Below are 23,445 nucleotides of genomic sequence, written 5' to 3'. Positions count from 1 at the left end.
TGCGCCGACCGGGTGTGCGACTACCGGCGGTGCCGCTTGCGGAACTGCGCAGGTCCCATGCCGACGCGCTGCGCGAACAGTCGAGAGAAGTACGCGGCGTCGTCGTACCCCACGCTCGCCGCGACCGCCTGCACCGAGAGCTGCGTGGATGCGAGCAACCCGCAGGCGCGGTCGATCCGCGTGCCGATGACGAGTTCGTTGGGGGTGCCGCCGGTGACCTCTCGGACCTGGTCGCGGAGCGCGCTCACGCTGACGCCCGCCAGCGCGGCCCTGGCTGCGACTGAGCGGTGCAGGGCCGCGTCGGCCTGCACAGCTGCGACCGTCGCCTCGCTCGCCGTCGATGCGGCACGGTCGGCGACCGAGTCGGCGAGGAGCTGCTGAGTGAGCGTCGACGCCTCGACGGCGGCCCGCCAGCCGGGGCGGCCGAGGGCATCGTGCAGCCGCTCGAATCGACCGGCCAAGTCGGACGGGAGTCGCGCACCGTGCTGGACCGGCCGGCGCCGGTCGAGCACGCCCATGCCTTCGAATGCGGCGACGGTCGCGCCCGAGTAGAGCACCCAGTGCTCGGTCCAGCCGTGCGGCGAGGCGTAGTCGTGGGGGCGCTGCGGGAAGACCTGAATCGTCGCGGGCGCGTTCACGTCGAGGCGACCGACGAACGGATCGCGGTACACGCCCGTGCCGCTGGAGATGAAGACGATCGCGTAGTCACCGAGGCGGCGTCGGCCTCCGAACCCCGACGAAGGACCGGAGTGCTGCCCGGCGCCGAGGCACGCCAGGCCATGTTCGGTGAGCAGCCGATGCGACTGCGAGTAGATCGCCCAGTCGGTCATGAAAATCCAATTCTGTGGTTCTGGAAGTCTATTCCGCCCGGCGTGCGCCGAGTTCAAGATGGATTCATGCTGACGTCGAACGGGTATGTGCTCGAAGAAACTCCATCACGTCTGGGTGAGCTCGAGCCGGTGCCGACCGCGGAGCGCGGAGATCGAGACGCCCTCTGGACGAGACTGCGTCGCGACGGCTACCTCTATCTCACGGGGCACCTCGCGCCCGAGGAGGTCGTCGAGTTCCGCCGCTACTACTTCGAGGCGCTCTCGGGCGCCGGGCTCATCGCCGAGGGCTCCGACCCTGTCGAGGGCATCGCCGCGAGCGACGACGTCGACCGGGCCTCGTACCGGCGCATCCTGTTCGACCAGATCGTGCCGGGTGCCCGGTACGAGGCGCTCTGCCGGTCGCCGCGCATCGCCGAGTGGTTCGCCTGGCTCCTCGGCGACGACGTGCACCTGCACCGGCGCAAGATCATCCGTCACACCAAGCCGGGCGAGCGCGGCATCGGCACCGCCACCCAGGCCCACTACGACCTCGTGTACCTCCGCGAGGGCAGCGACCGGGTGCTGTCGATGTGGATCCCGCTCGGTGACATCCCGCTCGAACGCGGCGGGCTCGCCTACCTCGAGGGCAGCCATCGGCGGGTCATGGCGCAGGAGGCCGCCGGCGAGCTCCGACACCCCGCCGCGTCGATCACCGCCGACCTGCCGGGTCTCGCCGACGAGTACGACGCGCGCTGGCTCGTCACCGACTACGCCGCCGGCGACGTCATGGTGCACTCGGCGCACATGGTGCACGCCGGCCTCGACAACGTCGACGCGGGGGGCCGCATGCGCCTGTCGACCGACATCCGCTACCAGCGCAGGTCGGAGCCGATCGACTGGCGCTGGCAGGAGCACTGGCACCTGGACGACGGGTTGTGAGCGCGCCGGCCGCGTATCCGGGAGGCGCAGCGGCTCCGCCGCCGCTCGTGCTCATGTCGGACTGGGGGAGCGACCTCGAGCCGGCGGCGCTGCCGGCGGCCGCGCTGGCCGAGGGGTACGACGGGGTCGAGCTGTGGTGGCCGTCCGGCCGCCGCACGCAGGGGGAGCTCGCGGACGCCGCGGCGTCGGCCGGAGCCGTGCTCGCGCTGCTCGTCACGAGCCCGGCTGAAGACCCGAGGGCGCACGCCGACGAGATCGAGCGCCGGATCATCGAGATCGACGGGTCCGGGCTCCCGGTCGAGCACCTCACTCCACCTCGGGCGCGACCACTGGACGGGCGCGCCGTGGTCGACCCGGCGCGGTCGAACCGCTGGGTCGCGCAGGAGGTCAGGCGCCGGGTCTGAACGGCCGCCATCGCGAAGCTCGAGGTCGCGGGGTCAGTGCAGCTCGTCGGCGCGCACGCCGAAGACGGCCTCGAGGCCGTCGATCCAGGCGCGCTGCTCGCCCGAGCGGGCGTACTCGCGCGAGCGCACCATGGGGGTGTGCAGAAGCACGCCCGCCATGTGCCGCAGCGCCGCCTCGACGCGATCATCGGCCGCGGCGTCGCCGGTGCTCCGCGAGCGCGCCCGGGCGATCTCGGCGTCGAGCACCTCCTGCACGTGCGAGCGCAGTGCGACGACCGAGGGGGCGAGGTCGAGCTCTTCGCCGACCGCGCCGAAGTTGCGGGCCGCGCGGTCGACGATGACGCGGGCGTCGTCGGTCGCGCCGAGCTCTTCGAGCGGGGCGTGGCGGCGGATCGTCTCGAGATCGAGGAGTTCGACGCCGTCGACGCCCGCGACATCGGTCGCGACGTTGCGCGGCATGCCGAGGTCGATGACGAGCTGGCGCGCGTCGTGCGCGGCCTCGGGCACCGGGCACCAGGCGCGGAACTCGGCGAGCACGGCCGACGACGAGGCATCCGCTGCTCTGTGCGAGGCGGCGAGCGTCGCGCGCCCGCCCTCGAGCAGCACCCCGTCGACGACGTGGTGGTCGGCGGTCGTGCACGTGATGATGACGTCGGCGGCGGCCGCCGCGACCGCGTAGCCGGCGTGCGAGACGGCGGTGATCTCGTGGCTTCGGGTGAACTTCGCGGCCCGCCCCGAGGGCGAGTAGACGCGGACGTCGTTCGCGCCGCGGTCGCGGAGCGCGGCGAGCGTCGCCCCCGCGTACTGGCCGGTGCCGACGAGCAGCACGCGCGCCGCCGACCAGTCGCTGACGCGGCTCGACGCGAGCTCGAGGGCGAGGCGCACGAGCGAGCGGCCTGCGCCGCCGACGCCGGTCTGGTTCTTCACCCGACGCGAGGTCTGCGAGGCGCGCTGGAAGAGCCGCTCGAGCTCGGGGGTCGTGGTGCCTTCGGCGCGGGCGCGCTCGAGCGAACGGCGAACCTGGCCGGCGATCTCGCCCTCGCCGACGACGACCGATTCGAGACCGGATGCCACGGAGAAGAGGTGGCCCGCGACGGCGTTGCCGTGCACGAACCCGAAGGTCGCGCGCAGTTCGTCGGGCTCGAGGCCGGCGACGTCGCTCACGGCGCGGATGGCCTCGTGCACCGCGGGCACGGGGGAGTGCCCCTCGGGGGCGTCGAGGTCGAGGTAGGCCTCGAAGCGGTTGCAGGTCGCAACGACGACCGCGCCCTGGAGCGTGTCATGACGGTCGAGGATGCGCGGCGCGGCGGAGTCCGCGTGCGCCGAAAGACGCTCGAGTGTGGCGAACCCGGCGTTCTTGTGGCTCGCGGTCAGGCAGATGAGCACGCGAAGATTCTACCCGCCGTCGAAGGCGAGGATGACTCGGGGGGCAACGCTGCGTCGAACGCCCCGCTCGGACTTCGGTTCTCGGGCTTCGGTTATCGGGCTTCGGCGTAGGCCTGCCCGGGTCGGATCACCGGGATGGCCCCGGTCACGGGCGGCGGCTCGATGCCCTCGGCGCGCAGCGCCTCTCGGTGCAGCGCCTTCCAGCTGCGCACGAGCGCGTAGAACGGGGCATCCGTCAGCGCGTACGCACCCGGGCGCGGTGCGCTCAAGATGATCGGCAACTCGGCGCTGGTGCCGCCGCGGCGCACGCGGAGCACGAGCGCCGGCACGACCGAACCGCCGACGACGATCGAGTCGCTGCGGATGTTGCGCACCTCGCGCCAGGGGAACAGCGCCGCGCGGCGAGGCCGGCGCCCGCCGTTCCAGAACGAGACGCCGAGTTCGTCGACGACGATCGAGTACCGTGCGGCGAGACGGATCTCGCGCGGTTCGGCGGTGCGCAGCTCGTTGAGCTCCGCGACCAGCAGACGGGTGCGGATGCCGCAGCTCACGTGCCCCCGGACGCTCGCCTCGAGCGCTCGCCTGCGGGCCCGGCAGCGTGCGCTCTGCGCGAGCCGCACGAACAGCCAGATCGCCGCGCCGACGGCGACCCCTGCGGCCACGGTGGCGGCGGCGCCTCCCGTCGGAATCGCGGGCAGCAGCGGCACGAGGTGTTCGACGCGGCCGGCGCCGAACACGAGCCCGCCGACGACGAGCGCCGCGCAGAGCGTGATGATGACGGTGAGCGCAGCGCGATGGGGGGCGGCGGCGTTCATCGGGCGCCTCTCGGGGCGGGCGCGACGGGCAGGGCGGACGACATCGTTCGGGACATGCGGATCTCCGTGGGGGGCGGAGGCGCACCGCGGCGGGTGCGTCGCCGTGCGTGGGTGGCGCACAACGACTCCGACCTTAGCGCGCCGAGCGCCGCCGGGGGAAGCATCTGTGAGCTTTCCTTCCTCTTGTCGGTCGGTGGCCGCCCTCCCAGCCCGATGCGAGACAATGTCGGGCGTGATCCTCTCCCCGCAGCACCCGCTCTCCGCAGGCCTCACCTCCGACTCGCGACTCGTGCGGGCCTACCGCGGAGAACGTGCCGACACCACTCCCGTCTGGTTCATGCGGCAGGCCGGCCGCTCGCTGCCCGAGTACCGCGATCTGCGAGTCGGCACGCGCATGCTCGACGCCTGCCTCGACCCGGCGATGGCGAGCGAGATCACCCTGCAGCCCGTGCGGCGCCACCGGGTCGACGCGGGCATCTTCTTCAGCGACATCGTCGTGCCGCTGAAGCTCGTCGGCGTCGACGTCGAGATTCAGCCGGGCCGCGGGCCCGTCTTCGGCAAGGGCTACGGGGATGCCTCTGCGGTCGCCGAGCTGACGGCGATCGACCCCGCACGCCTCGACGAGGCATCCGGCCCGATCACCGAGGCGGTGCAGCGCACGATCGCCGAGCTCAACACGACTGCGGTGGCCGGGTCTCGAGACGCGTCCGACTTCGGCGGGCGCTCCTCGACCAGCAGTGGTACGACCCCGCTCATCGGCTTCGCCGGTGCGCCCTTCACGCTCGCGGCGTACCTCACCGAGGGCGGCCCCTCGAAGGACCACCTCGCCGCCCGGACCCTCATGCACGCCGACCCCGGCGCGTGGCGCGCGCTCATGGAGTGGACGGCCGAACTCACCGGGCGCTTCCTGCGCACCCAGGTGCTCGCAGGCGCCTCGGCCGCCCAGCTCTTCGACTCGTGGGCCGGCGCGCTCTCGCTCGCCGACTACGAGACGCACGTCGCGCCCGCCTCGGCGAAGGCGCTCAGCCACGTGCACGACCTCGAGTACCGGACGACGGATGCCGCGGGGCAGGCGCAGGCCGCCCGCCCGGTGCCGGTCGTGCACTTCGGCGTCGGCACCGGCGAGCTGCTCGGCGCGATGAAGGAGGTCGGGGTCGACGTCGTCGGCGTCGACTACCGAGTGCCGCTCTCGATCGCGGCCGAACGGGTCGGCGCGGACGTGCCGTTGCAGGGCAACCTCGACCCCGCGCTGCTGGCGGCGCCGTGGCCCGTGCTCGAGGCCGCGGTGCGCGAGGTGCTGCGCCAGGCCGAAGCCGCGCCGGCCCACGTCTTCAACCTCGGCCACGGCGTGCCGCCCGACACCGACCCGACGGTGCTCACGCGCGTCGTCGAGCTCGTGCACGAGGCGGGTGCGGCGTGAGCGACCCGGCGCCGGCGGGGGTCGAGCGGCGCTCGGCCGACGTCGTCGTGATCGGCGGCGGCGTGGCCGGCATGGTCGCCGCCCTCGAGTGCGCGAAGATCGGCCTCGCCGTCACGATCGTCGAGCGGCGCGACGAGCTCGGCGGATGCGTCGGCCGGATCGTGCTCGACGGGCTCACCCTCGACTCGGGCGCCGAGTCGTTCGCGACCCGCGGCGACGGGGTCGCCGGGCTGCTCGCCTCCCTCGGCCTCGCCGACGACGTCGTCGACCCGAACCGCGCCGGCGCCTGGCTGGTCTGGGGCGGCGGCAGCGGCCTCGACGCCGCACCGCTGCCGAAGACGGGCGTGCTCGGCATCCCCGCGAACCCGCTCGGCGACGACGTGCGCCGCATCATCGGTTGGAGCGGCGCGACCCGCGCCTACCTCGACCGGCTCAAGCCGATCCTCCGCATCGGCCGGGCGCACAGCCTCGGCGAGCTCGTGCGCTCGCGCATGGGCCGGGCGGTGCTCGACCGGCTCGTGGCGCCGATCTCCTCCGGCGTCTACTCGGCCGACCCCGAGCTGCTCGACCTCGACCTGGTCGCCCCCGGGCTCAACGAGGCGATGACCCGCACCGGCTCGCTCTCGGGCGGCGTCGGCCAGCTGGTGGAGCAGCGCAAGGCGGGCGGCGCCGTCCGCGGCCTCCGCGGCGGCATGCACACGCTCGTCGACGCGCTCGCGCGTGAACTCGAGCGCTTCGGGGTGACCGTGCTGACCGGGGTCGAGGCGACCGGGCTCGAACGCGACGGCGACGGGTGGCTCGTCCGCGCCGCCGCCCACGGCGAAGAGGGTCTCGAGACGCGTCCTCCTTCGTCGGGCGCTCCTCGACCGACGGAGGTCGAGCTCAGCGCGCCCGACCTCGTGCTCGCCGCCGCAGCGCACACCTCGCTCGGCCTGCTCGAGGCGGCCGTCGAGGGCTGGGAGTCGACGGCGGACTGGCCGCACGGGGCCTCCATCGAACTCGTGACCCTCGTGCTCGACGCGCCGGCCCTCGATGCGGCACCCCGCGGAACCGGCGTGCTCGTCGCCGCCGACACGCCCGGGGTCGCCGCGAAGGCGCTCACCCACTCGACCGCGAAGTGGTCGTGGCTCGCCGAGGCCGCGGGCGGGCGCCACGTCGTGCGACTCTCCTACGGCCGCGCGGGGCAGCCGAACCCGCTCGACGGGCGCAGCGACGAGGAGGTCACGGCGCTCGCGCTCGCCGACGCGGGCACACTGCTGGGCGTGCCGCTCGAGACGGGGATGCTCCGTGCCGCAGGCCGCACGGTCTGGCGCGACGCCGTCTCGCACGCCGCCCTCGGCCAGCACGAGCGGGTGCGCTCGCTCGAAGAGACGATCGCCGCCGAACCGGGCATCGAGGTGACCGGGTCGTGGGTGTCGGGCACGGGGCTCGCGTCGGTCGTGCCGCATGCGAAGGGCGCTGCGGCGCATGTCCGGCACCGGCGGGTCGCGCCCGACGGCACTGCATAGCCGAAACGGAATATTTCGACGCAACCCCCTTGCGCGGCCCCGCGCGGGGTCTACGCTGGAGAGGTCGCTGCATGCGCCGCAGCGCGGGAAGTCGGGGGTGCACATGAAGGGCAAGGTCCTCTTCGTCGTCGGACTCGGAGTCGGGTACGTCCTCGGCACCCGGGCGGGCCGCGAACGCTACGAGCAGATCAAGCGCGCCGCCGAGGGCGTCTGGAACACCCCGGCCGTGCAGCAGGGCGTCGACACGGTCAAGGGGTTCGCCGCCGACAAGGTCGGCGATCTCTCCGACACCGTGCTCGACGGCGTGAAGTCGTTCATCGGCAACGCGACCCGCGGCTCGGGCGCCACGAAGCGCGACGTCTCCGACGCCGCCGCGAAGGCCAAAGAGGGGGTCTCGAGCGGCGCGCGTGCGACGAAGTCGGCGGTCGACAACGTGGCCGACACGTTGAGCGAGGCGATCGACTCCGCCGCCGACGCGGCCGAGAAGGCCGCGAAGCCGGCGAAGTCCGCCGCGAAGCCGGCGAAGTCCGCCGCGAAGCCGGCGAAGTCCGCCGCGAAGCCGACCACCGCAGCCCCGAAGCGTGGCAGCACGTCGCGCGGCGCCTAGCCCGCGGCATCCGACTCAGAGAACCGAGGTGACCGCGCGATGGCCGCACCGACGAACGACGAACGCTCGCTCTTCACACTGATCGGCGAACTGCCCGACACGATCTCCAGCCTCGTGCGCGCCGAGATCGACCAGATCAAGGCCGAAGTCACGTACAAGGTGAAGCACTTCGGCATCGGCTCGGGCTTCTTCGTCGTCGCCCTGGTCGTGCTGCCCTTCCTGATCTTCACCCTGCTCGCCGCCGCGATCTTCTCGCTCGCACTCGTCATGCCGGCGTGGGCGGCGGCGCTCGTGGTCTCGGGGGTGCTGCTGCTGATCATCGCCGTGCTCGTGTGGATCGGCATCGTGAACTTCAAGCGGGGCTCCGAACCGCTCGAATCGGTCGAGAGCCTGAAGGCCGACCTCGACGCACTGAAGGGGACGGGTGACTATGACCGCCGCTACTGACGCGCCCCGGCCCTCGAAGCGCGAGACCGCGCAGCGCGAGCGCAACCTCACGAGGGTGCAGGCGCGCGTCGCCTCGCGCCGGGCTCGCGACGAGTTCGCCCGCACGCTCGACGCGCTCGAAGACAAGCTCAACGTGCCCAAGCAGGTCGGCATCAGGGTCGACCGGGCCAAGGTGTCGCTCAAGGCGTTCTACGACGAGCAGCCGGGCGTCGCGATCGCGGCCGCCGTCGGCGTCGCCGCAGCGGTCGGCGGCCTCGTCTGGCTCATCGTCCGATCGAAGCTCGGCGACTGAGCCGTACGAGAGAGGATGCCCCGGTGTCGCCGTCCTCCGCAGACACCGCCGTCGAACGGGTGGCTGAGGCGCTGCGCGCCGAGATCCTGAGCGGAGCGGTCGGGCTCGGCTCACCGCTCCGCGAGGAGGCCGCGGCCGAACGGTTCGGGGCGTCGCGGCACACGGTACGGGCGGCGTTCCAACGGCTCGTCGCCGAGCGGCTGGCGGTGGCCGAGGCGTTCCGCGGGGTGCGGGTCGTGAGCTTCGACCGCGACGAGTTCGTCGCCCTCCAGCAACTGCGGGCGGCGCTCGAGGGCGAGGCGGTGCGGATCGCGGGCGAACTCCATGGTGCGGTGTGGCCCGAGCTGGTGCTCGCGCCGGCGCTCGCGGTGCTCGAGCAGCTCGAGGGTCTCGATACGCGTCCTCCTTCGTCCGGCGCTGCGGATCCACCCGAGGGCGGCGACGGAGTCGACTGGCTCGAGGTGGAGCGACTGCACGCCGACTTCCACCGTGCGGTCGTGGCCGTCTCGGCGAGCCCTCGCATCATCGAGGAGCACGACGCGATCGGCAGCGAGCTGCTGCTGTTCCTGCTGCACATCCGGCCCCATCACACCCTCAGGGGGCTCATCGCCGAGCACCGCGAACTGCTCGAGGCCGTGCAGTCGCGAGGGGCCGAGCCCATGCGGGAGCACATCGCCCACTCGACCGAGCAGCTTCTCGAGAGCTGAGGGCGCGCGCACTCCCGTGTCGAGGGGGCTCGGACCCGCCACGGTTTCGGAGATCGCCGCAATCTCGGGGCGATGCCTGCCGGTTGATCCGAGATCGTGGCGATCGCCGAATGCATGGCGGGGGTCGGGCCTGCGGTGGGAGCCGGGGGGCGCCGGCGGCGCGGCGAACGAGCGGCGCGGGCATGCGGCATCCATGATGCTTTTGGCCGTTCGCTCCGAAAGGGGGAGACTGGAGTCATGTCTTCCCCCGCTGCCGAAGCGGCAGCCGACGCGTTCCAGAACCATTCCGATGCTGCAGGGGCCGACGGCCAGCCTCCAGAGGGCTACACGGTCTTCGCGGTGCTCCGTCGCGACCCCGCCCGCCCCGACGACTTCGACGGGCACGACGTGCGCCGCGTCGTCGAAGAGCTCGACGGCGTGATCTCGCTCGTCGAGAACGAGGGCGTGACCCTCCGCGGCATCTACGACGTCTCCGGCCTCCGCGCCGACGCCGACGTCATGCTGTGGCTGCACGGCCCGACCGCCGAGGGCCTGCAATGGGCGCTCCGCGAGCTGCGCCGCGCCCGACTCCTGAAGGCGCTGCTGCCGACGTGGAACGCCATGGGCGTGCACCGCGATGCCGAGTTCAACAAGGCGCACGTGCCCGGGTTCCTGCGCGGCATCGAGCCCAAGAGCTGGCTCACGGTCTACCCGTTCGTGCGCAGCTACGAGTGGTACCTGCTCGACCCGGCCGAGCGCAGCCGGATGCTCGCGGATCACGGCCGCAAGGGCGCCGCGTTCCGCGGTGCGATCGCCAACACCGTCAGCGCCTTCGCGCTCGGCGACTACGAATGGTTGCTGCCGATCGAATCCGACGAGCTCACGGAACTCGTCGACCTCATGCGCGAACTGCGCGCCACCGACGCGCGCAGGCACGTGCGCGAAGAGGTGCCGTTCTACACCGGTCGACGCATCTCGACCGCCGAGCTCGTGGAGGTCCTGCAGTAATGGCCCAGCAGCAATCGGCCCGGTACGACGCGATCCTGCTGTCGTCGTTCGGCGGCCCAGAGGGCCAGGACGACGTGATCCCGTTCCTCCGCAACGTCACCGCCGGCCGCGGCATCCCCGATGAGCGCCTCGAAGAGGTCGCCCACCACTATCGTCACTTCGGCGGCGTGAGCCCCATCAACGAGCAGAACCGGCAGCTGAAGGCCGCGCTCGAGGCCGAGCTCGCCGCACGCGGCATCGAGCTGCCCGTCTATTGGGGCAACCGCAACTGGGCACCGTACTTCGGCGACGTCGTCGCCCGGGCGTCGGCGGCCGGGCACACCCGCCTGCTCGGGCTCGTCACGAGCGCCTACACGAGTTATTCGGGCGTCGGCCAGTACCGCGAGGACTTCGAGAAGGCGACGGCCGGCACCGACGTCGCGATCGACCGGGTGCGCGAGTACTTCGATCACCCCGGCTTCGTGCAGCCCTTCGTCGAGGGCGTCGCGGATGCCACGGCGGAGCTCGCGGCGGAGGGCATCGCGCCCGAGCGCACCCACATCATGTATGTCACCCATTCGATCCCGAACACCGCGGCGAAGGCCTCGGGCGCAGGATTCGAAGACCGGGTGGGCCTTGGCGAGGGCGGCGCGTACGTCGCCCAGCATCTCGCCGTCGCCGCCGTCATCAGCGAGCAGGCGGCGCCCTCGTCGCCGTGGTCGCTCGTGTACCAGTCGCGCTCGGGCGATCCGCGCACCCCCTGGCTCGAGCCCGACATCAACGACGCGATCGAGGAGCTCGCCGAGCGCGGCCAGACCGACGCCGTCGTCATCGTGCCGTTCGGCTTCGTCTCCGACCACATGGAGGTCATGTGGGACCTCGACAACGAGGCGCTCGAGACGGCCGGCGAGCACGGCCTGAAGGCGCGGCGCGTGCCGACGCCCGGGGTGCATCCGGCGTACGTCGCCGGCCTCGTCGACCTCGTGCTCGAACGCGTGAACGACGTGCCCGACGCCGAGCGGCCCCACCTCACCGCGCTCGGCCCCTGGCCCGACCACGCGCGCATCGCGGGCGGCGCGGTCGTCGATCAGGCGGCCGAGTCGCTGGAGGCGGCGTCGCGATGACCGCCGTCATCCGGGTCGGAACCCGCGGCAGTGCACTCGCGATGGCGCAGACGCGTCAGATCTCCGAGCGGATCGCGAAGGCCGCAGGGGCCGAGATCGAGCTTGTTCCGATCACGACCCAGGGCGACACCTCGCGCGCCTCCCTCGCCTCGATCGGCGGCACCGGCGTCTTCGCCGCTGCACTCCGCGAGGCGCTGCTCGCCGGGGAGTGCGACCTCGTCGTGCACTCCCTGAAGGACCTGCCGACGGCGGAGCACGAAGGCCTTCGCCTCGGCGCCGTGCCGAAGCGGGTCGACGCCCGCGACGTGCTGTGCGCCCGCGACGGGCTCACCCTCGCGACGCTGCCCGAGGGCGCGCGCGTCGGCACCGGCTCGCCGCGACGCATCGCGCAGCTCGGCGCCGCACGGCCCGACGTCGTCGCGGTCGACCTCCGCGGCAACATCGACACCCGGCTCGGCCGAGTCTTCGGAGGCGACCCTTCGACGGGCTCAGGGCAGCGGCTCGACGCCGTCGTGCTCGCCGCGGCCGGGCTCGGCCGCATCGGGCGCCTGGATGCCGCGACCGACCACCTCTCGCTCGACGACTGGCCGACCGCACCGGGCCAGGGCGCACTCGCGATCGAGGTGCGTCGCGAGCGCGGCGGACCCGACCTCGAACGGGCGCTCGAGGCGATCGACCACGCCGCCACGAGGGCGACCGTGCTCGCCGAGCGCCTGGTGCTCGCCGGACTCGAGGCGGGTTGCGCGGCCCCGGTCGGGGCGACCGCGTTCCTCGAGGACGAACTTCTGTTCCTGACGGCGAGCGTGTACAGTGCCGACGGGACGCGGCGACTCACCAGTTCGCACGCGGCCACACCCGAAAGCCGCTCGGCCGCCGATCTGGCGGATGCGGCACGCGACGTCGCGGACCGCGTCGTCGACGAACTCCTCGGCAACGGCGCCGCAGACCTCGTTCCCCCTGAGGAGCAGCCGTGACTGAATTCGAACCGATGACGGGCGCCATCAGGCTGCCCGCGTCGGCCGGCATCGCCAAGCCGCTCGCCGGCTGGCGCGTGCTCGTGCCCCGTGGCGGGCCCTGGGGCGACGGCGTCGCCGCGGCACTGCGCTCGCGCGGAGCATCTCCGATCATCGCGCCGCTCATCAACTTCGCACCCGCCGACGACCAGCCGGCGCTCGAGGCCGCCCTCGCGAAGCTCGCCGCGGGCGGGTTCGACTGGCTCACCATCACCAGTGCGACGACGGTCGACGTGCTCTCCTCGTACGGCGCCGTGATCCCCGAGACGACGAAGGTCGCAGCGGTCGGCGAGACCACCGCTGCCGCGCTCGTCGCCGCGGGGTACCACGCCGACATCGTGCCGGCCGAGGACAACTCGGCGCGCGGCATGCTCGAGGAGTGGGAGGCGGCCACGGAGGGCGCCGACGGCCTGCGCGTGCTCGCTCTGCGCTCGGCCATCGCGAAGCAGGTGCTCTCGATCGGCCTCGAGCGCATGGGCCACCACGTGGAGGCGGTCGTCGCCTACCGTACGGTGGGCGTGCCCGTCACCGCGAAGGTCGCCGCCGATGTGCGGGCCGGCCTCGTGAACGCGGTGCTCGTCACCTCGGGCAGCGTCGCCGAACAGGTGCAGGATCAGCTCGGCCCCCTGCCCGAGTCGACGCTCGTCGCGGCGATCGGCCCGCAGACCAAGAAAGATGCAGGGGCCGTCGGCCTCCGTGTCGACGTCGTGGCCCGCGAGCGCACGGCCGAGTCCCTCATCGACGCGGTCGTCCTCGCCGCGACCGCGCTGGCCTGACCGCGACCTTTCCGTTGCGGGGGTGCTTTTCCGCAACTCCGGACGCGATTCGGAGCGGTTCGTTGCGGAAATGCACCCCCACAACGCCGCGCGGGTGCGCGTAGGCTGGTTCGGTGAGTTCCACGCCCGCGCCCCGCATCCGTCCGCGCCGACTCCGTGAGACCCCGGCGCTCCGCCGCCTCGTCTCCGAGACCCGCCTCGACCCCGCCGAACTCGTGCTGCCGATCTTCGTGCGCGAGGGCGCTGTGGCGCCACTGCCGATCGCCTCGATGCCGGGGGTCGTGCAGCACACGCTCGAGAGCCTTCCGCAGGCGATCGAGGAGGCCGCGGCGGCCGGCATCGGCGGCGTGATGTTGTTCGGAGTGCCCGAGGTGCGCGACGCCCGCGGTTCGGGCGCGACCGACCCCGACGGCATCCTGAACCTCGCGACCCGGGTCGCAGCCGGGGCATCCGCGGGCCGTCTCGTGGTGCAGACCGACCTCTGCCTCGACGAGTTCACCGACCACGGCCACTGCGGAGTGCTCGACGAGCGCGGGCGCGTCGACAACGACGCGACGCTCGAGCGGTACACCGCGATGGCGCTCGCCCAGGCCAGGGCCGGCTCGGAGCTGCTCGGCCTCAGCGGCATGATGGACGGGCAGGTCGCCGCCGTGCGCGACGCGCTCGACGACGCCGGCCACCGCGACGTCGCTCTCCTCGCCTACTCGGCCAAGTACGCGAGCGCGTTCTACGGGCCGTTCCGCGACGCGGTCGAGTCGACCCTCGAGGGCGACCGGCGCAGCTACCAGCTCGACCCCGGCAACCGCCGCGAGGGTCTCCGCGAGGCGATGATCGACATCGACGAGGGCGCCGACATCGTGATGGTGAAGCCCGCCGGCAGCTACCTCGACGTGCTCGCCGACGTCGCCGCCGCGAGCGAGGTGCCCGTCTGGGCGTACCAGGTCTCGGGCGAGTACGCGATGATCGAGGCCGCCGCCGCGCACGGCTGGATCGACCGCACGCGCGCCGTCATCGAGTCGGTGCGCGCGATCCGGCGCGCCGGCGCCGACGTCGTGCTCACGTACTGGGCCGTCGAACTGGCCGAATGGATCCGCAAGGGGGACGCAGCATGAACGCCACGAACGCCGAGCTCTTCGCCCGCGCGCAGGCCGCGATCCCGGGTGGGGTGAACTCGCCGGTGCGCGCGTTCCGCTCGGTCGGCGGCACGCCGCGGTTCCTGGTGAGCGCGCGGGGCGCCTACGTGACCGACGTCGAGGGGCGCGAGTACGTCGACCTCGTCGCGGGGTGGGGGCCCGCGATTCTGGGTCACGCCGACGCGCGCGTCGTCGAGGCGGTGGAGGATGCCGCGGGCCGCGGCCTCTCGTTCGGCTCGTCGACGCCCGCCGAGACCGAGCTGGCCGAACTCGTCGAGGCGCGCGTCGCCCCGGTCGAGCAGCTGCGGCTCGTGTCGACCGGCACCGAGGCGACCATGAGCGCCATCCGCCTCGCCCGTGGATTCACCGGCCGCGACCTGCTCGTGAAGTTCGCCGGGCACTACCACGGCCACTCCGACGGGCTGCTCGCCGAGGCCGGATCGGGCCTCGCGACCTTCGCCCTGCCGGGATCGGCGGGGGTTCCCGCCGAGATCGCCGCGCTCACGCTCGTCGTGCCCTACAACGACCTCGACGCGCTCGCCGCGGTGTTCGCCGAGCACGGCGACCGCATCGCCGCGGTCATCGTCGAGGCGGCCGCCGCGAACATGGGCGTCGTGCCGCCCGCGCCCGGGTTCAACCGCGCGCTCGTCGAGCTCGCCCATGCGCACGGCGCGCTCGTCATCAGCGACGAGGTGCTCACCGGGTTCCGTGTGTCGGAGGCGGGATGGTGGGGGCTCGAGGCCCGCCACGAGGCATCCGCGTACACCCCCGACCTCATGACCTTCGGCAAGGTCATCGGCGGCGGCATGCCCGTCGCCGCGCTGGGCGGCCGTGCCGACATCATGCAGCGGCTCGCGCCGCTCGGCCCCGTGTACCAGGCCGGCACGCTCTCGGGGAACCCGGTCGCGGTGGCGGCCGGCGTCGCGACGCTTCGGGCGGCGGATGCCTCGGTGTACGCCTCGCTCGATGCGGCAGCCGTGACGATCAGCGAGGCGACCTCGGCCGCGCTCGCCGCCGAGGGCGTCGCCCACCGGGTGCAGCGCGCCGGCAACCTCTTCAGCTTCGTCTTCGGCGAGGAACTCGCGGGCGCCGAGGTGCGCGACTACGCGACCGTGCTTCGGCAGGAGTCGTGGCGCTACGCCCCGTTCTTCCACGCGATGCTCGACCAGGGCGTCTCACTGCCCCCGTCGGTCTTCGAGGCCTGGTTCGTCACCGCCGCGCACGACGACGGGGCGGTCGCGCGCATCGTCGCCGCGCTTCCGGCGGCTGCGCGCGCGGCCGCCGCCGCAACCCGCCCCCGCCCCTGACCCTGCTCGTTCCTCCTGGTTCGGGGTAGGGGCGGCAGGGCGGGTGAGGCGCGGGCACGGATGCGGCAGTATGGAGGGCATGGCGAAGCTCCGAGTGCACAGCGACCGGGTCGAGGTCCACCTCACCGCGGCCGAGAAGTCGCTCGCGCTCCGCGCCGACGACCTCGTGGTGCGGCGCGACGACATCCGATCGGCGACGATCACCGACGACCCGTGGATCTGGATCCGCGGCATCCGCCGTCGCGGCACCGAGGTGCCGCTCGTCGTGGCCGTCGGCGTCTGGAAGTACCACGGCGGCAGCGACTTCGTCATCGTCAAGGGCAAGCGGCAGGCGGTGGTGCTCGAACTCGCCGACGGCGAATTCGCCCGCATCATCCTGAGCACCAACCACGCCGCAGAGCTGATCGACCGGCTGCGGCTGACACCGCTCGGCGAGCCGGCCGACCCCGCGGGCGAATAACGCGCCGCGTCACGTTCCACAGCCGATTCGGCGGCGGCATCCGCCTCGTTTAGGATGTCCCCCGGATGCCGCGGCTCGACCGCGCCGCCGCCGGGGGGCCTTCGCGATCCCCGCCGGTGTCGGCGAGGCATCCGAGACCCGAACAGCTCCCGGCGCGCCGGTGACCCGACAAGCCGGCAGGAGGCCCCCCGCTCGTGGCGAAGCGTCTGCCCTCCCCACCGCCCGTGCTCTCGGGCTACAGCTACGTCCGCCCCCTCGGCACCGGCGGCTTCGCCGACGTGTTCCTCTACGAGCAGGACCTGCCGCGCCGCGTGACCGCAGTGAAGGTGCTGCTCGTCGACGTCGTCGACGCCGAGGCGCGTCGCGCGTTTACGGCAGAGGCCGACGCGATGGCGCGGCTGAGCGGCCACCCGTCGATCGTGACCATCCACCAGGCGTCGATCTCCGCCGACGGGCGCCCCTACCTCGTCATGGAGTACTGCCCCGAGTCGCTCGGCGCCCGCGCCAAGCGCGGACCGGTTCCGGTGGGAGAGGTGCTCGACATCGGAGTGCGCATGGCCGGCGCACTCGAGACCGCGCACCGCTCCGGCCTGCTGCACCGCGACATCAAGCCCTCGAACCTGCTCGTCAACTCGCTCGGCGCGCCCGTCCTCGCCGACTTCGGCATCGCGGGAACGATCGGCGACGGGGGCGCCGGCGACATCTTCGCGATGTCGATCCCGTGGAGCGCACCCGAGGTGCTCGGCGAACGCACGACCGGCACGGTCGCCACCGAGGTGTGGGGGCTCGGCGCGACCCTCTACACGCTGCTCGCCGGCCACAGTCCGTTCGAGCTCGCCGAGCGCAGCCGCAACAGCGTCGACCAGCTCTCACGTCGGGTGCTCGGCGCGAAGTACACCCCGCTCGCGCCGCGAGGGGTGCCGGCGCGCATCGACACCGTGCTGTCCACGGCGATGCAGCGCGACCCCGCCCGCCGCTACCCGTCGATGACCGAGTTCGGCGGGGCGCTGCGCTGGGCGCAGTACGAGCTCGGCGTCGCCCCCACGAGTCTCGAGGTCGCCTCGCCCGAATGGGCGGCGGCTGCGCCGCTCGGCCTCGCGGATGGCGCGGAGCGAGGCCCGGTCGTGACCACCGTGAACTCCGACTCCCGTCGAGCGGGCCGAGCCGCGGCGGTCGCCGCGGCACGCCCGACCGGCCCCGTGGTCGACGACGGCGGGCTCGCCCCGGCCCGGGCACGCACCGGGTGGCTGAAGCCCGTGCTGATCGGCGCAGGATCGGCCGTCGCGGTGCTCGTCGCCGGTGCGGTCGGGCTCACGGTCGCGGGGGTGATCTGATGGCGGGCGTGGGCGTCGAACGCGCACGCGGCGGTCGCCGGCGCGGTCGGCGCGGAGCCGTCATCGCCTCGGTCGCGGGCCTCGCCGCGGTCGCGACCGTCGTCACCCTCGCGGTCACGGCGAACGGGTATGAAGCGCAGGAGATTCCCCGGCTCGAGACCTCGGTGTGGGTGACGCGCGACAGCGGTCAGTACGCCCGCGTCAACACCGACCTCGCCGAGATCGACCTCGTGCGCGACGTCGATGACCCGAGCGGCGTCGTCCAGGCGGGCTCCGAGACCTCACTCTTCAGCCAGGGCTTCCGCCAGCGGTGGCGCATCGATCCCGCCGGCCCGGTCGACCTCGTCGCCGAGGACGGCGGCGGATCGATGCCGACGCCCGTCGGCACGCGCGACGTCGTCGCCGCCGGAGACTGGATCGCCTACCGCACCGACACCGGGACGGTGCACGCGGGTCGCCTCGACGCCGACGACGCGTTCCCCGTCGACCCGTACGCCGAGGAGCGCGCGAAGGACGACGAGGAGAAGACGTACGCCGCCGCCGCCGTCGGGATCTCGCCCGACGGACTGATGGCCATGTACTCGGCGCGCGAGGAGGCGGTGCGGGTCTTCGACGTCGCGACCGGCGAGTTCGTCGGGCGCGCGTCGGCGATCGCCGAACCGCCCGCTGCGGACGCGCGACTCGAACTCACCGTCGTCGGTGAGCGCTGGGTCATGCTCGACGCCGCCGATTCGCGGGCGTGGGTCTCGGGTCGCGACGACGTCGTGCCGGTCGACGTGGCGGCCGACGCGCGCTTGCAGCAGGGCTCCGAATCCGGGGAGTCCGTGCACATCGCCGACTCGGCGGGGCTCGTGGAGCTGGCGCTCGACGGTGGTGGCGGCGAGCGCGTCGTCGATGCGAGCGGCACCCCGGCCGCTCCGATCGTCGTCGGCGGCGAACTCGCAGCGGCCTGGCTCGGCGTCGACGGCGGCACGATCTGGACGAGCGCGACCGGGGCGACCGTGCCGCTCGAGGCGCCCGAAGGAGAGCGCGATGCCGAGGGGCCGCAGGCGATCACGCCGGTGCTGCGCGGCAACGGCGACCGCGCCGTGCTCAACGAGACCTCCTCGGGGCTCGTCTGGACGGTGCCCGACGGTCGGATGGTGCCGATCGAGGAGTGGGCGCTCGACGACGAGGTCGAGGATCGCGTCGGCACTCGCGAGGTCGAGGACCTCGCCCGGCAGGAGCCGCCCGTGGCGGTCGCCGACGGCTTCGGCGTGCGCGCCGGGCAGCAGGTCGAATTGCCCGTGCTGCTGAACGACCACGATCCGAACGCCAAGGACGTGCTCACGGTCGACCCGGCGTCGATCTCGGAAGGACTCGCCGACGGTGGCTTCGGCGAACTCTCACTCACCTCGAACGACCAGACGCCCGTGGTCCGCGTGCGGGCGACCTCGGGTTCGACGACGTTCAGCTACGCGGTGACCGACGGCGCTGCGACGTCCGCGCCGGCCACCGTGACGCTCACCGTCGTTCCCGACGAGGTCAACAGCGCGCCCGTCTGGTGCGGCGTCGCCGATTGCGCCCAGCGCTGGCCCGAGCCGCAGCTCATGCCCGGAGGGACGGCGCTCGTGCCCGTGCTGCCCGGCTGGGTCGACCCCGAGGGCGACGCCTTCGTGCTCGCCGATGCGCAGCCGATCGACCCGAGCGCGCCGGTCTCGATCGTGCCGATGTCGGACGGCCGTGTCGCCGTCAGGCACACAGACCCGAACGCCGCCGCGGAGAAGGTGCAGGTGCGCGTCACGGTCGCCGACGTGCACGGCGCCGAGGCCGAGGCGACCCTCGACCTCAGGGTGATCTCGAGCGCATCGCTCGCCGTCACCCCGGTCGCCGTCACCACGGGCGCCGGTGAGACCGCCATCGTCGAGATCGTCGAGCATGTGAGCGGCGGATCGGGGTCGGTGCGGCTGCTCGACGCGGTTCCGACGGCGGCGGCGGCGAGCGGCGGGCTCGTCGTCGCGCCGAACGCGGCTGCGGGCGAGGTCGAGCTCTCGGCCGCCGAGCCAGGCGCCTACCTCGCGACCTTCACCGTGCAGGACGTGGTGACGCGCGCCGAGCAGACGGCGACGATCCGGGTGACGGTCGCCGCTCCGGGTGCACCGCTCGCCCTCGCCCCGATGACGGCGTTCGTGCGCGTCGGCGAGGACGCCATGGTCGACGTGCTCGGTGCAGCGCAGAACACGAGCGGGCGCGTGCTCGTGGTGACCGACGCCGTCGCGATGACGCCCGAGCTCGGCGTCGGCGTGGTCGCGCAGTCGCAGGTGAGGGCGACGGGCGTGACGCGCGACGGCCGGCCCGGGCTGGTCGGCCGTGCGAAGGTGACCGTCGCAGACGGGGCCGGTGCGACCGCGGTCGGCGACCTCAACGTCTTCCTCGTGGCTCCCTCGGCCGGTCTCAGCCCCATCGCGATGCCCGACACCGTCACGATGCGCGCGGGCGAGCTCATCTCCATCCCGGTGACGGCCAACGACGTGAGCCCCCGGGCCGAGCGGCTCGTCGTGCACCCCGAGGTGACCTCGTCGGGCGCCGAGGGCGAGCTGGCCTTCGCCTCCGGTGACGAGGTGCGCTACCTCGCCCCGACCGCGCCGGGCACCTACGAGCTCGGCTACGCCGTCGGGCTCGAGCAGGCGCCCGAGCGGCTCGACCACTCGACCGTCACGGTCACGGTGCTGCCCGAGGGTGCGAACCGCGCGCCCGAGCCGCACCCGCTGGTCGCCCGGGTGCTCAGCGGCCAGAGCGTGCGCATCCCCGTCGCCGCGACCGGCATGGACCCCGACGGCGACCGCACGGTGCTCGCCTCGGTGACGCAGCCGAAGGCCGGGCTCGGTACCGCGACGATCTCGGCGGAGGGCGATGCGATCGTGTACACGGCGCCCGAGAACGCCGCGGGCGAGGTGCAGCCCGCGTTCGAGTACACCGTGCGCGACGCCTCAGGTGCCGAGGGCACGGCCCGCGTGCGCGTCGGCGTGCTCGCGGCCGCCGTCACCGACACGGCGCCGGTCACCTTCAGCGACTACGTGCGGGTGCAGCAGTCGGCTGCCGCGCCCGTGACGGTCGAACCGGCCGGCAACGACCTCGACCCCGCGCAGGGTGAGCTCGAGCTCGTGAGGCTCGTGCCGAACGCGCCCGAGGGCAGCGCCGAATACCGGCGACTCGAGGCGCTCGTCGACGAGACGACCTCGCTCGAGGACGGCCGTGCCGTGCTGCGCCCGGGCGACGTGGTCGGCGCCAATTCGTACCGCTACACGGTGAAGTCGTTGCGCAGTTCGAGCACCGCCGAGGGGCTCGTCGTCGTGAACGTGATCGAGGGCGAATCGCCGGATGCGCCGATCGTGACCGACACCGTCGTCACCGCGCGGTCGCGGGCCGACCTCAGCACCGAGGGGCTCGACGTCGTCGCCGGCCACGTCGTGTGGGCGTCGGGCGAACTCGGCGACCTGGAGCTGGAACTCTGGGGGGAGAAGACGGGCGACTACCGGGTCGACGGGCACCGCATCATCGGCCCGCTGCCCGATGACGGCGCGCTCGTGCCGTTCCGCCTGCACGGCGAGGATCGGGCCGGCCGTGAGGCCGAGGCGTTCGGGTTCCTCGTCGTGCCGGCCGCCGACGATCTCCGGGTGCAGCTGCGCGCCGACGTCGAACAGCTCGAGGTGAAAGAGGAGGCGCAGCTCGAGTTCGAGGTGCGCGAGCTCCTCGACCTGCCGAAGGGCGATCGGGTCGAGATCGGTACCGAGGGGTACACGGTGCAGCGGGCGGCGGCGAGCTGTTCGCCCGCCTCCGGCGGTCGCGCGAGCTACTCGGCGGGCGCGGATGCCCCGTGGAGCGACAGCTGCCTCATCCCCGTGCGTCTCGACGGGCAGAAGACCTGGTCGTGGGTCGGCGTTCCCATCGCGATCATCCCGAAGGACCCGCAGGCGATCCTCTCCCCGGTGAGCCGGACGGTGGCGCCCGGCGCGACCGAATCGGTGAAGCTCTACGACGAGATGACGACGTGGGAGGGCGGGCGCGAGGGCGACCGATCGAAGCTCGACTACTCGGTCGAGTACTCGGGCAGCGCGTTCACCGTCGTGCAGTCGGGCGACCGCGTCAGCTTCGAGGCTCGCGCCGACGCCCGCCCCGGCACCCGTGAGACCGCGACGGTCGGCATCAGCGCCTTCGGCGGGATCTCCTCGGCCATCACGCTCGTCGTCGGCCAGGCCCCGGCCGACGCGCCTCGCGGAGCCGTGTTCACCCAGCAGTGCTCGGTGGGCGACGGCGCCTCCTGCACGGTCACCGTGATCGGCGTGGCGGGCGAGTACGACCCCTTCGCGGGCAAGACCGGTGCAGGGCTGAAGCTCGAGGGCCTCGGCGCCGGTGCCAACAGCTGCCAGGTCGCGACCGTGCGCGCCGTCGACGACCGCTCGATCACCGTCACCTGGCCGAGCGGCCAGAACGCCTTCGGCGGCGAGTGCGTCGTGCCGTACATCGTGGCCGACGCGCAGGGCCGCCCGGGCGAGGGGCGTCTGACGGTCGACCTCCTCGGGCTCCCGCAGCCGCCCGCATCCATCTCGACCGCGGACTTCACCGCGACGAGCGTGACCCTCGAGGTCTCGCTCGGCGAGGCGTTGCGCGCCCACCCCGCGATCACCGGCCTCGAGATCCTCGAGGGCGGCCGCACGGTGCCCGCCGACTGCTCCGCGGGCGCCCCGGGCGTCTGGTGGTGCACCGTCGGCGGGCTCACGCCCGGCGAGCGGCACGACTACTCCGCGCGTGCGGTGAACAGCGTCGGCACCTCGTCGCCGACGAATGCCGTGACGACGTGGTCGTACAGCGCGCCGAGCGTCGGGGGCGTCTCGCTCACCCCGGTCTACCGCGAGGGCACGACCTCGCCGTCGGCGGGGGTCGTCGAACTCGTGGTGACCGCGAAGGCCGACGCGCGAGCGTTCCGGGTGGTGGAGACCGGCCAGACGATCGACCGTCGAGGTCAGGAGACCCGGGCCGATCTCGTGCTCGCACCCGGACCGCAGACGGTCACCCTCGTGCCGATCAGCGTCTTCGAACCGCCCACGGGGCGCGGCGGCAGCGAAGGCGGCTCGGTCTCGACGCCGGTGACGGTGGCCGGCGGGCCGTTCTTCGATCCGAACAGCATCGGGGCGACCGCGACGTCGAACAGTTCGCTGATCGTGACCGGGGTCACCCCGAGTGCGAACCACAGTCCGCGAGCCGCCGAGACCGTCTACTTCGCCTGGCGCCAGAACCAGGGCGCGCCGCAGTGCTGGGCCGATGCGTCGGGCGCGCTCGGCTACGACGCCGGCAGCGCGACCGTCGGCAGCAGCCCCAGCATCGGCGGCCTCGAGCAGCGCAACTACCGAGTCATGGCCTGCACCTCGAACGGCTACGGCGTCGCGGTGTCGGGCGAGGCGCGGGTGTTCGTATCGAGCTGGATCGACGAGCCGCAGGCGAGCTCGACGACGTACACCGTCGGCCCGGCGGTGGGCGGCGGCGGCAACTCCTTCACGTACCGCCTGACCGCGACGCCGTCGCTGACCCCCTCGCCGAACTTCCACCTCGAGTACCTGTTCGACGGCACGCCCGTCGCAGCCGATGCGTTCGCCTCGGGCTTCAGCACGTCGTACGCGCCGTCGATCGTGGCGCGGCAGTGCCACGACGAAGACGCCTGGCGCTGCTCGTCGGGCATCCCGATCACCCCGGCCGGGGCGCCCACCATCGTCGACGTCGACTTCGCCGACAGCTGCGTCGTCGTGCCGAAGAAGCCCGACGACGAACGGGGCGTCGTGGTCTCACCGGCCGCGGCCGGCTCGGCGGTGCTCTCCGACGTGACCGCACCCGACACCGCAGGAAACGTCTCGTTCACCGTCTCCTTCACCGGTGCGTATGCGAAGCTCACCCCGATCACCCGCACGGGCGTGCCGTGCACCGCCGGCGAACCGCCCACCCCATGACCCGGGCCCGAGACATC

Annotated in this window: 20 protein-coding genes; 17 read left to right on the top strand and 3 right to left on the bottom strand. The window is 73.1% G+C overall.

The window, feature by feature from the left end; all coding sequences use genetic code 11:
• Positions 1-20: 20 nt before the first annotated feature.
• The gene (locus tag H516_RS0110325) at positions 21-830 is read right to left on the bottom strand and encodes a helix-turn-helix domain-containing protein (RefSeq protein WP_022889645.1); all 810 of its coding nucleotides are present in this window, start codon (positions 828-830) and stop codon (positions 21-23) included.
• 66 nt (positions 831-896) lie between these two features.
• Between H516_RS0110325 and H516_RS0110320 the strand changes: the two genes are divergently transcribed.
• A complete protein-coding gene (locus H516_RS0110320; RefSeq protein WP_022889644.1) occupies positions 897-1,748 on the top strand; it encodes a phytanoyl-CoA dioxygenase family protein in 852 nt (283 codons plus the stop codon).
• Between the two features lie 53 nt (positions 1,749-1,801).
• Entirely contained in the window at positions 1,802-2,152 is a 351-nt protein-coding gene (locus H516_RS0110315) for a hypothetical protein (RefSeq protein WP_157432218.1), read from the top strand.
• A gap of 33 nt (positions 2,153-2,185) precedes the next feature.
• Here H516_RS0110315 and H516_RS19590 read toward each other — a convergent pair whose 3' ends face one another.
• Entirely contained in the window at positions 2,186-3,538 is a 1,353-nt protein-coding gene (locus tag H516_RS19590) for a glutamyl-tRNA reductase (protein WP_022889642.1), read from the bottom strand.
• A gap of 92 nt (positions 3,539-3,630) precedes the next feature.
• Entirely contained in the window at positions 3,631-4,353 is a 723-nt protein-coding gene (locus H516_RS0110305; protein ID WP_022889641.1) for a hypothetical protein, read from the bottom strand.
• A gap of 223 nt (positions 4,354-4,576) precedes the next feature.
• Between H516_RS0110305 and H516_RS0110300 the strand changes: the two genes are divergently transcribed.
• From H516_RS0110300 to H516_RS19575, 15 genes are all read left to right on the top strand, one after another.
• Positions 4,577-5,773, top strand: coding sequence for a uroporphyrinogen decarboxylase (locus H516_RS0110300; RefSeq protein WP_022889640.1), 1,197 nt, complete (start codon positions 4,577-4,579; stop codon positions 5,771-5,773).
• Positions 5,770-7,281: a protoporphyrinogen oxidase gene (gene hemG, locus H516_RS0110295; protein WP_022889639.1), complete on the top strand. Its 1,512-nt coding sequence runs from the start codon at positions 5,770-5,772 to the stop codon at positions 7,279-7,281. The genes H516_RS0110300 and hemG overlap by 4 nt, the downstream gene beginning before the upstream one ends.
• A 103-nt stretch (positions 7,282-7,384) precedes the next feature.
• Complete coding sequence (locus H516_RS0110290) at positions 7,385-7,888, top strand: hypothetical protein (RefSeq protein ID WP_022889638.1); 504 nt, start codon at positions 7,385-7,387, stop codon at positions 7,886-7,888.
• Between the two features lie 39 nt (positions 7,889-7,927).
• A complete protein-coding gene (locus H516_RS0110285; RefSeq protein ID WP_022889637.1) occupies positions 7,928-8,335 on the top strand; it encodes a phage holin family protein in 408 nt (135 codons plus the stop codon).
• Positions 8,319-8,627, top strand: a complete 309-nt coding sequence (locus tag H516_RS21350; RefSeq protein ID WP_022889636.1) for a DUF3618 domain-containing protein — start codon at positions 8,319-8,321, stop codon at positions 8,625-8,627. The genes H516_RS0110285 and H516_RS21350 overlap by 17 nt, the downstream gene beginning before the upstream one ends.
• Positions 8,628-8,650: 23 nt before the next feature.
• A complete protein-coding gene (locus H516_RS0110275) occupies positions 8,651-9,334 on the top strand; it encodes a GntR family transcriptional regulator (RefSeq protein ID WP_022889635.1) in 684 nt (227 codons plus the stop codon).
• A gap of 237 nt (positions 9,335-9,571) precedes the next feature.
• On the top strand, positions 9,572-10,321 hold the full coding sequence (hemQ, locus tag H516_RS0110270; RefSeq protein ID WP_022889634.1) for a hydrogen peroxide-dependent heme synthase: 750 nt from the start codon (positions 9,572-9,574) through the stop codon (positions 10,319-10,321).
• On the top strand, positions 10,321-11,424 hold the full coding sequence (locus tag H516_RS19580) for a ferrochelatase (RefSeq protein WP_022889633.1): 1,104 nt from the start codon (positions 10,321-10,323) through the stop codon (positions 11,422-11,424). The genes hemQ and H516_RS19580 overlap by 1 nt, the downstream gene beginning before the upstream one ends.
• Positions 11,421-12,398 (top strand): hydroxymethylbilane synthase, encoded by a 978-nt coding sequence (gene hemC / locus H516_RS0110260; protein WP_022889632.1) that lies wholly within the window; start codon positions 11,421-11,423, stop codon positions 12,396-12,398. Before H516_RS19580 ends, hemC begins: the two co-directional genes overlap by 4 nt.
• 14 nt (positions 12,399-12,412) lie before the next feature.
• On the top strand, positions 12,413-13,213 hold the full coding sequence (locus tag H516_RS0110255; protein ID WP_022889631.1) for a uroporphyrinogen-III synthase: 801 nt from the start codon (positions 12,413-12,415) through the stop codon (positions 13,211-13,213).
• Positions 13,214-13,326: 113 nt separating this feature from the next.
• Positions 13,327-14,325, top strand: coding sequence for a porphobilinogen synthase (hemB, locus tag H516_RS0110250; RefSeq protein ID WP_022889630.1), 999 nt, complete (start codon positions 13,327-13,329; stop codon positions 14,323-14,325).
• Entirely contained in the window at positions 14,322-15,653 is a 1,332-nt protein-coding gene (gene hemL, locus H516_RS0110245; protein WP_022889629.1) for a glutamate-1-semialdehyde 2,1-aminomutase, read from the top strand. Before hemB ends, hemL begins: the two co-directional genes overlap by 4 nt.
• Before the next feature lie 79 nt (positions 15,654-15,732).
• Positions 15,733-16,113 carry a hypothetical protein gene (locus H516_RS0110240; RefSeq protein WP_026378657.1) on the top strand — a complete coding sequence of 127 codons (381 nt, stop codon included), beginning with the start codon at positions 15,733-15,735 and terminating at the stop codon, positions 16,111-16,113.
• 194 nt (positions 16,114-16,307) lie between these two features.
• Positions 16,308-17,447, top strand: a complete 1,140-nt coding sequence (locus H516_RS0110235) for a serine/threonine-protein kinase (protein WP_022889627.1) — start codon at positions 16,308-16,310, stop codon at positions 17,445-17,447.
• Positions 17,448-17,455: 8 nt separating this feature from the next.
• Positions 17,456-23,428 (top strand): Ig-like domain-containing protein, encoded by a 5,973-nt coding sequence (locus H516_RS19575; protein ID WP_157432217.1) that lies wholly within the window; start codon positions 17,456-17,458, stop codon positions 23,426-23,428.
• The last annotated feature ends 17 nt before the right edge of the window (positions 23,429-23,445 follow it).

The organism is Agromyces italicus DSM 16388, from assembly GCF_000421545.1.
GTDB classification, from domain to species: Bacteria; Actinomycetota; Actinomycetes; order Actinomycetales; family Microbacteriaceae; genus Agromyces; species Agromyces italicus.
This window is presented reverse-complemented; position numbering and strand designations above follow the sequence as displayed.

What these genes read in the sequence shown, in the direction of transcription:
- H516_RS0110325 (WP_022889645.1), bottom strand. Translation starts at nt 830, where the DNA reads ATGACCGACTGGGCGATCTACTCGCAGTCGCATCGGCTGCTCACCGAA.
- H516_RS0110320 (WP_022889644.1), top strand. Translation starts at nt 897, where the DNA reads ATGCTGACGTCGAACGGGTATGTGCTCGAAGAAACTCCATCACGTCTG.
- H516_RS0110315 (WP_157432218.1), top strand. Translation starts at nt 1,802, where the DNA reads ATGTCGGACTGGGGGAGCGACCTCGAGCCGGCGGCGCTGCCGGCGGCC.
- H516_RS0110305 (WP_022889641.1), bottom strand. Translation starts at nt 4,353, where the DNA reads ATGAACGCCGCCGCCCCCCATCGCGCTGCGCTCACCGTCATCATCACG.
- H516_RS0110300 (WP_022889640.1), top strand. Translation starts at nt 4,577, where the DNA reads ATGTCGGGCGTGATCCTCTCCCCGCAGCACCCGCTCTCCGCAGGCCTC.
- H516_RS0110290 (WP_022889638.1), top strand. Translation starts at nt 7,385, where the DNA reads ATGAAGGGCAAGGTCCTCTTCGTCGTCGGACTCGGAGTCGGGTACGTC.
- H516_RS0110285 (WP_022889637.1), top strand. Translation starts at nt 7,928, where the DNA reads ATGGCCGCACCGACGAACGACGAACGCTCGCTCTTCACACTGATCGGC.
- H516_RS21350 (WP_022889636.1), top strand. Translation starts at nt 8,319, where the DNA reads ATGACCGCCGCTACTGACGCGCCCCGGCCCTCGAAGCGCGAGACCGCG.
- hemQ (WP_022889634.1), top strand. Translation starts at nt 9,572, where the DNA reads ATGTCTTCCCCCGCTGCCGAAGCGGCAGCCGACGCGTTCCAGAACCAT.
- H516_RS19580 (WP_022889633.1), top strand. Translation starts at nt 10,321, where the DNA reads ATGGCCCAGCAGCAATCGGCCCGGTACGACGCGATCCTGCTGTCGTCG.
- hemC (WP_022889632.1), top strand. Translation starts at nt 11,421, where the DNA reads ATGACCGCCGTCATCCGGGTCGGAACCCGCGGCAGTGCACTCGCGATG.
- H516_RS0110255 (WP_022889631.1), top strand. Translation starts at nt 12,413, where the DNA reads ATGACGGGCGCCATCAGGCTGCCCGCGTCGGCCGGCATCGCCAAGCCG.
- hemL (WP_022889629.1), top strand. Translation starts at nt 14,322, where the DNA reads ATGAACGCCACGAACGCCGAGCTCTTCGCCCGCGCGCAGGCCGCGATC.
- H516_RS0110240 (WP_026378657.1), top strand. Translation starts at nt 15,733, where the DNA reads ATGGCGAAGCTCCGAGTGCACAGCGACCGGGTCGAGGTCCACCTCACC.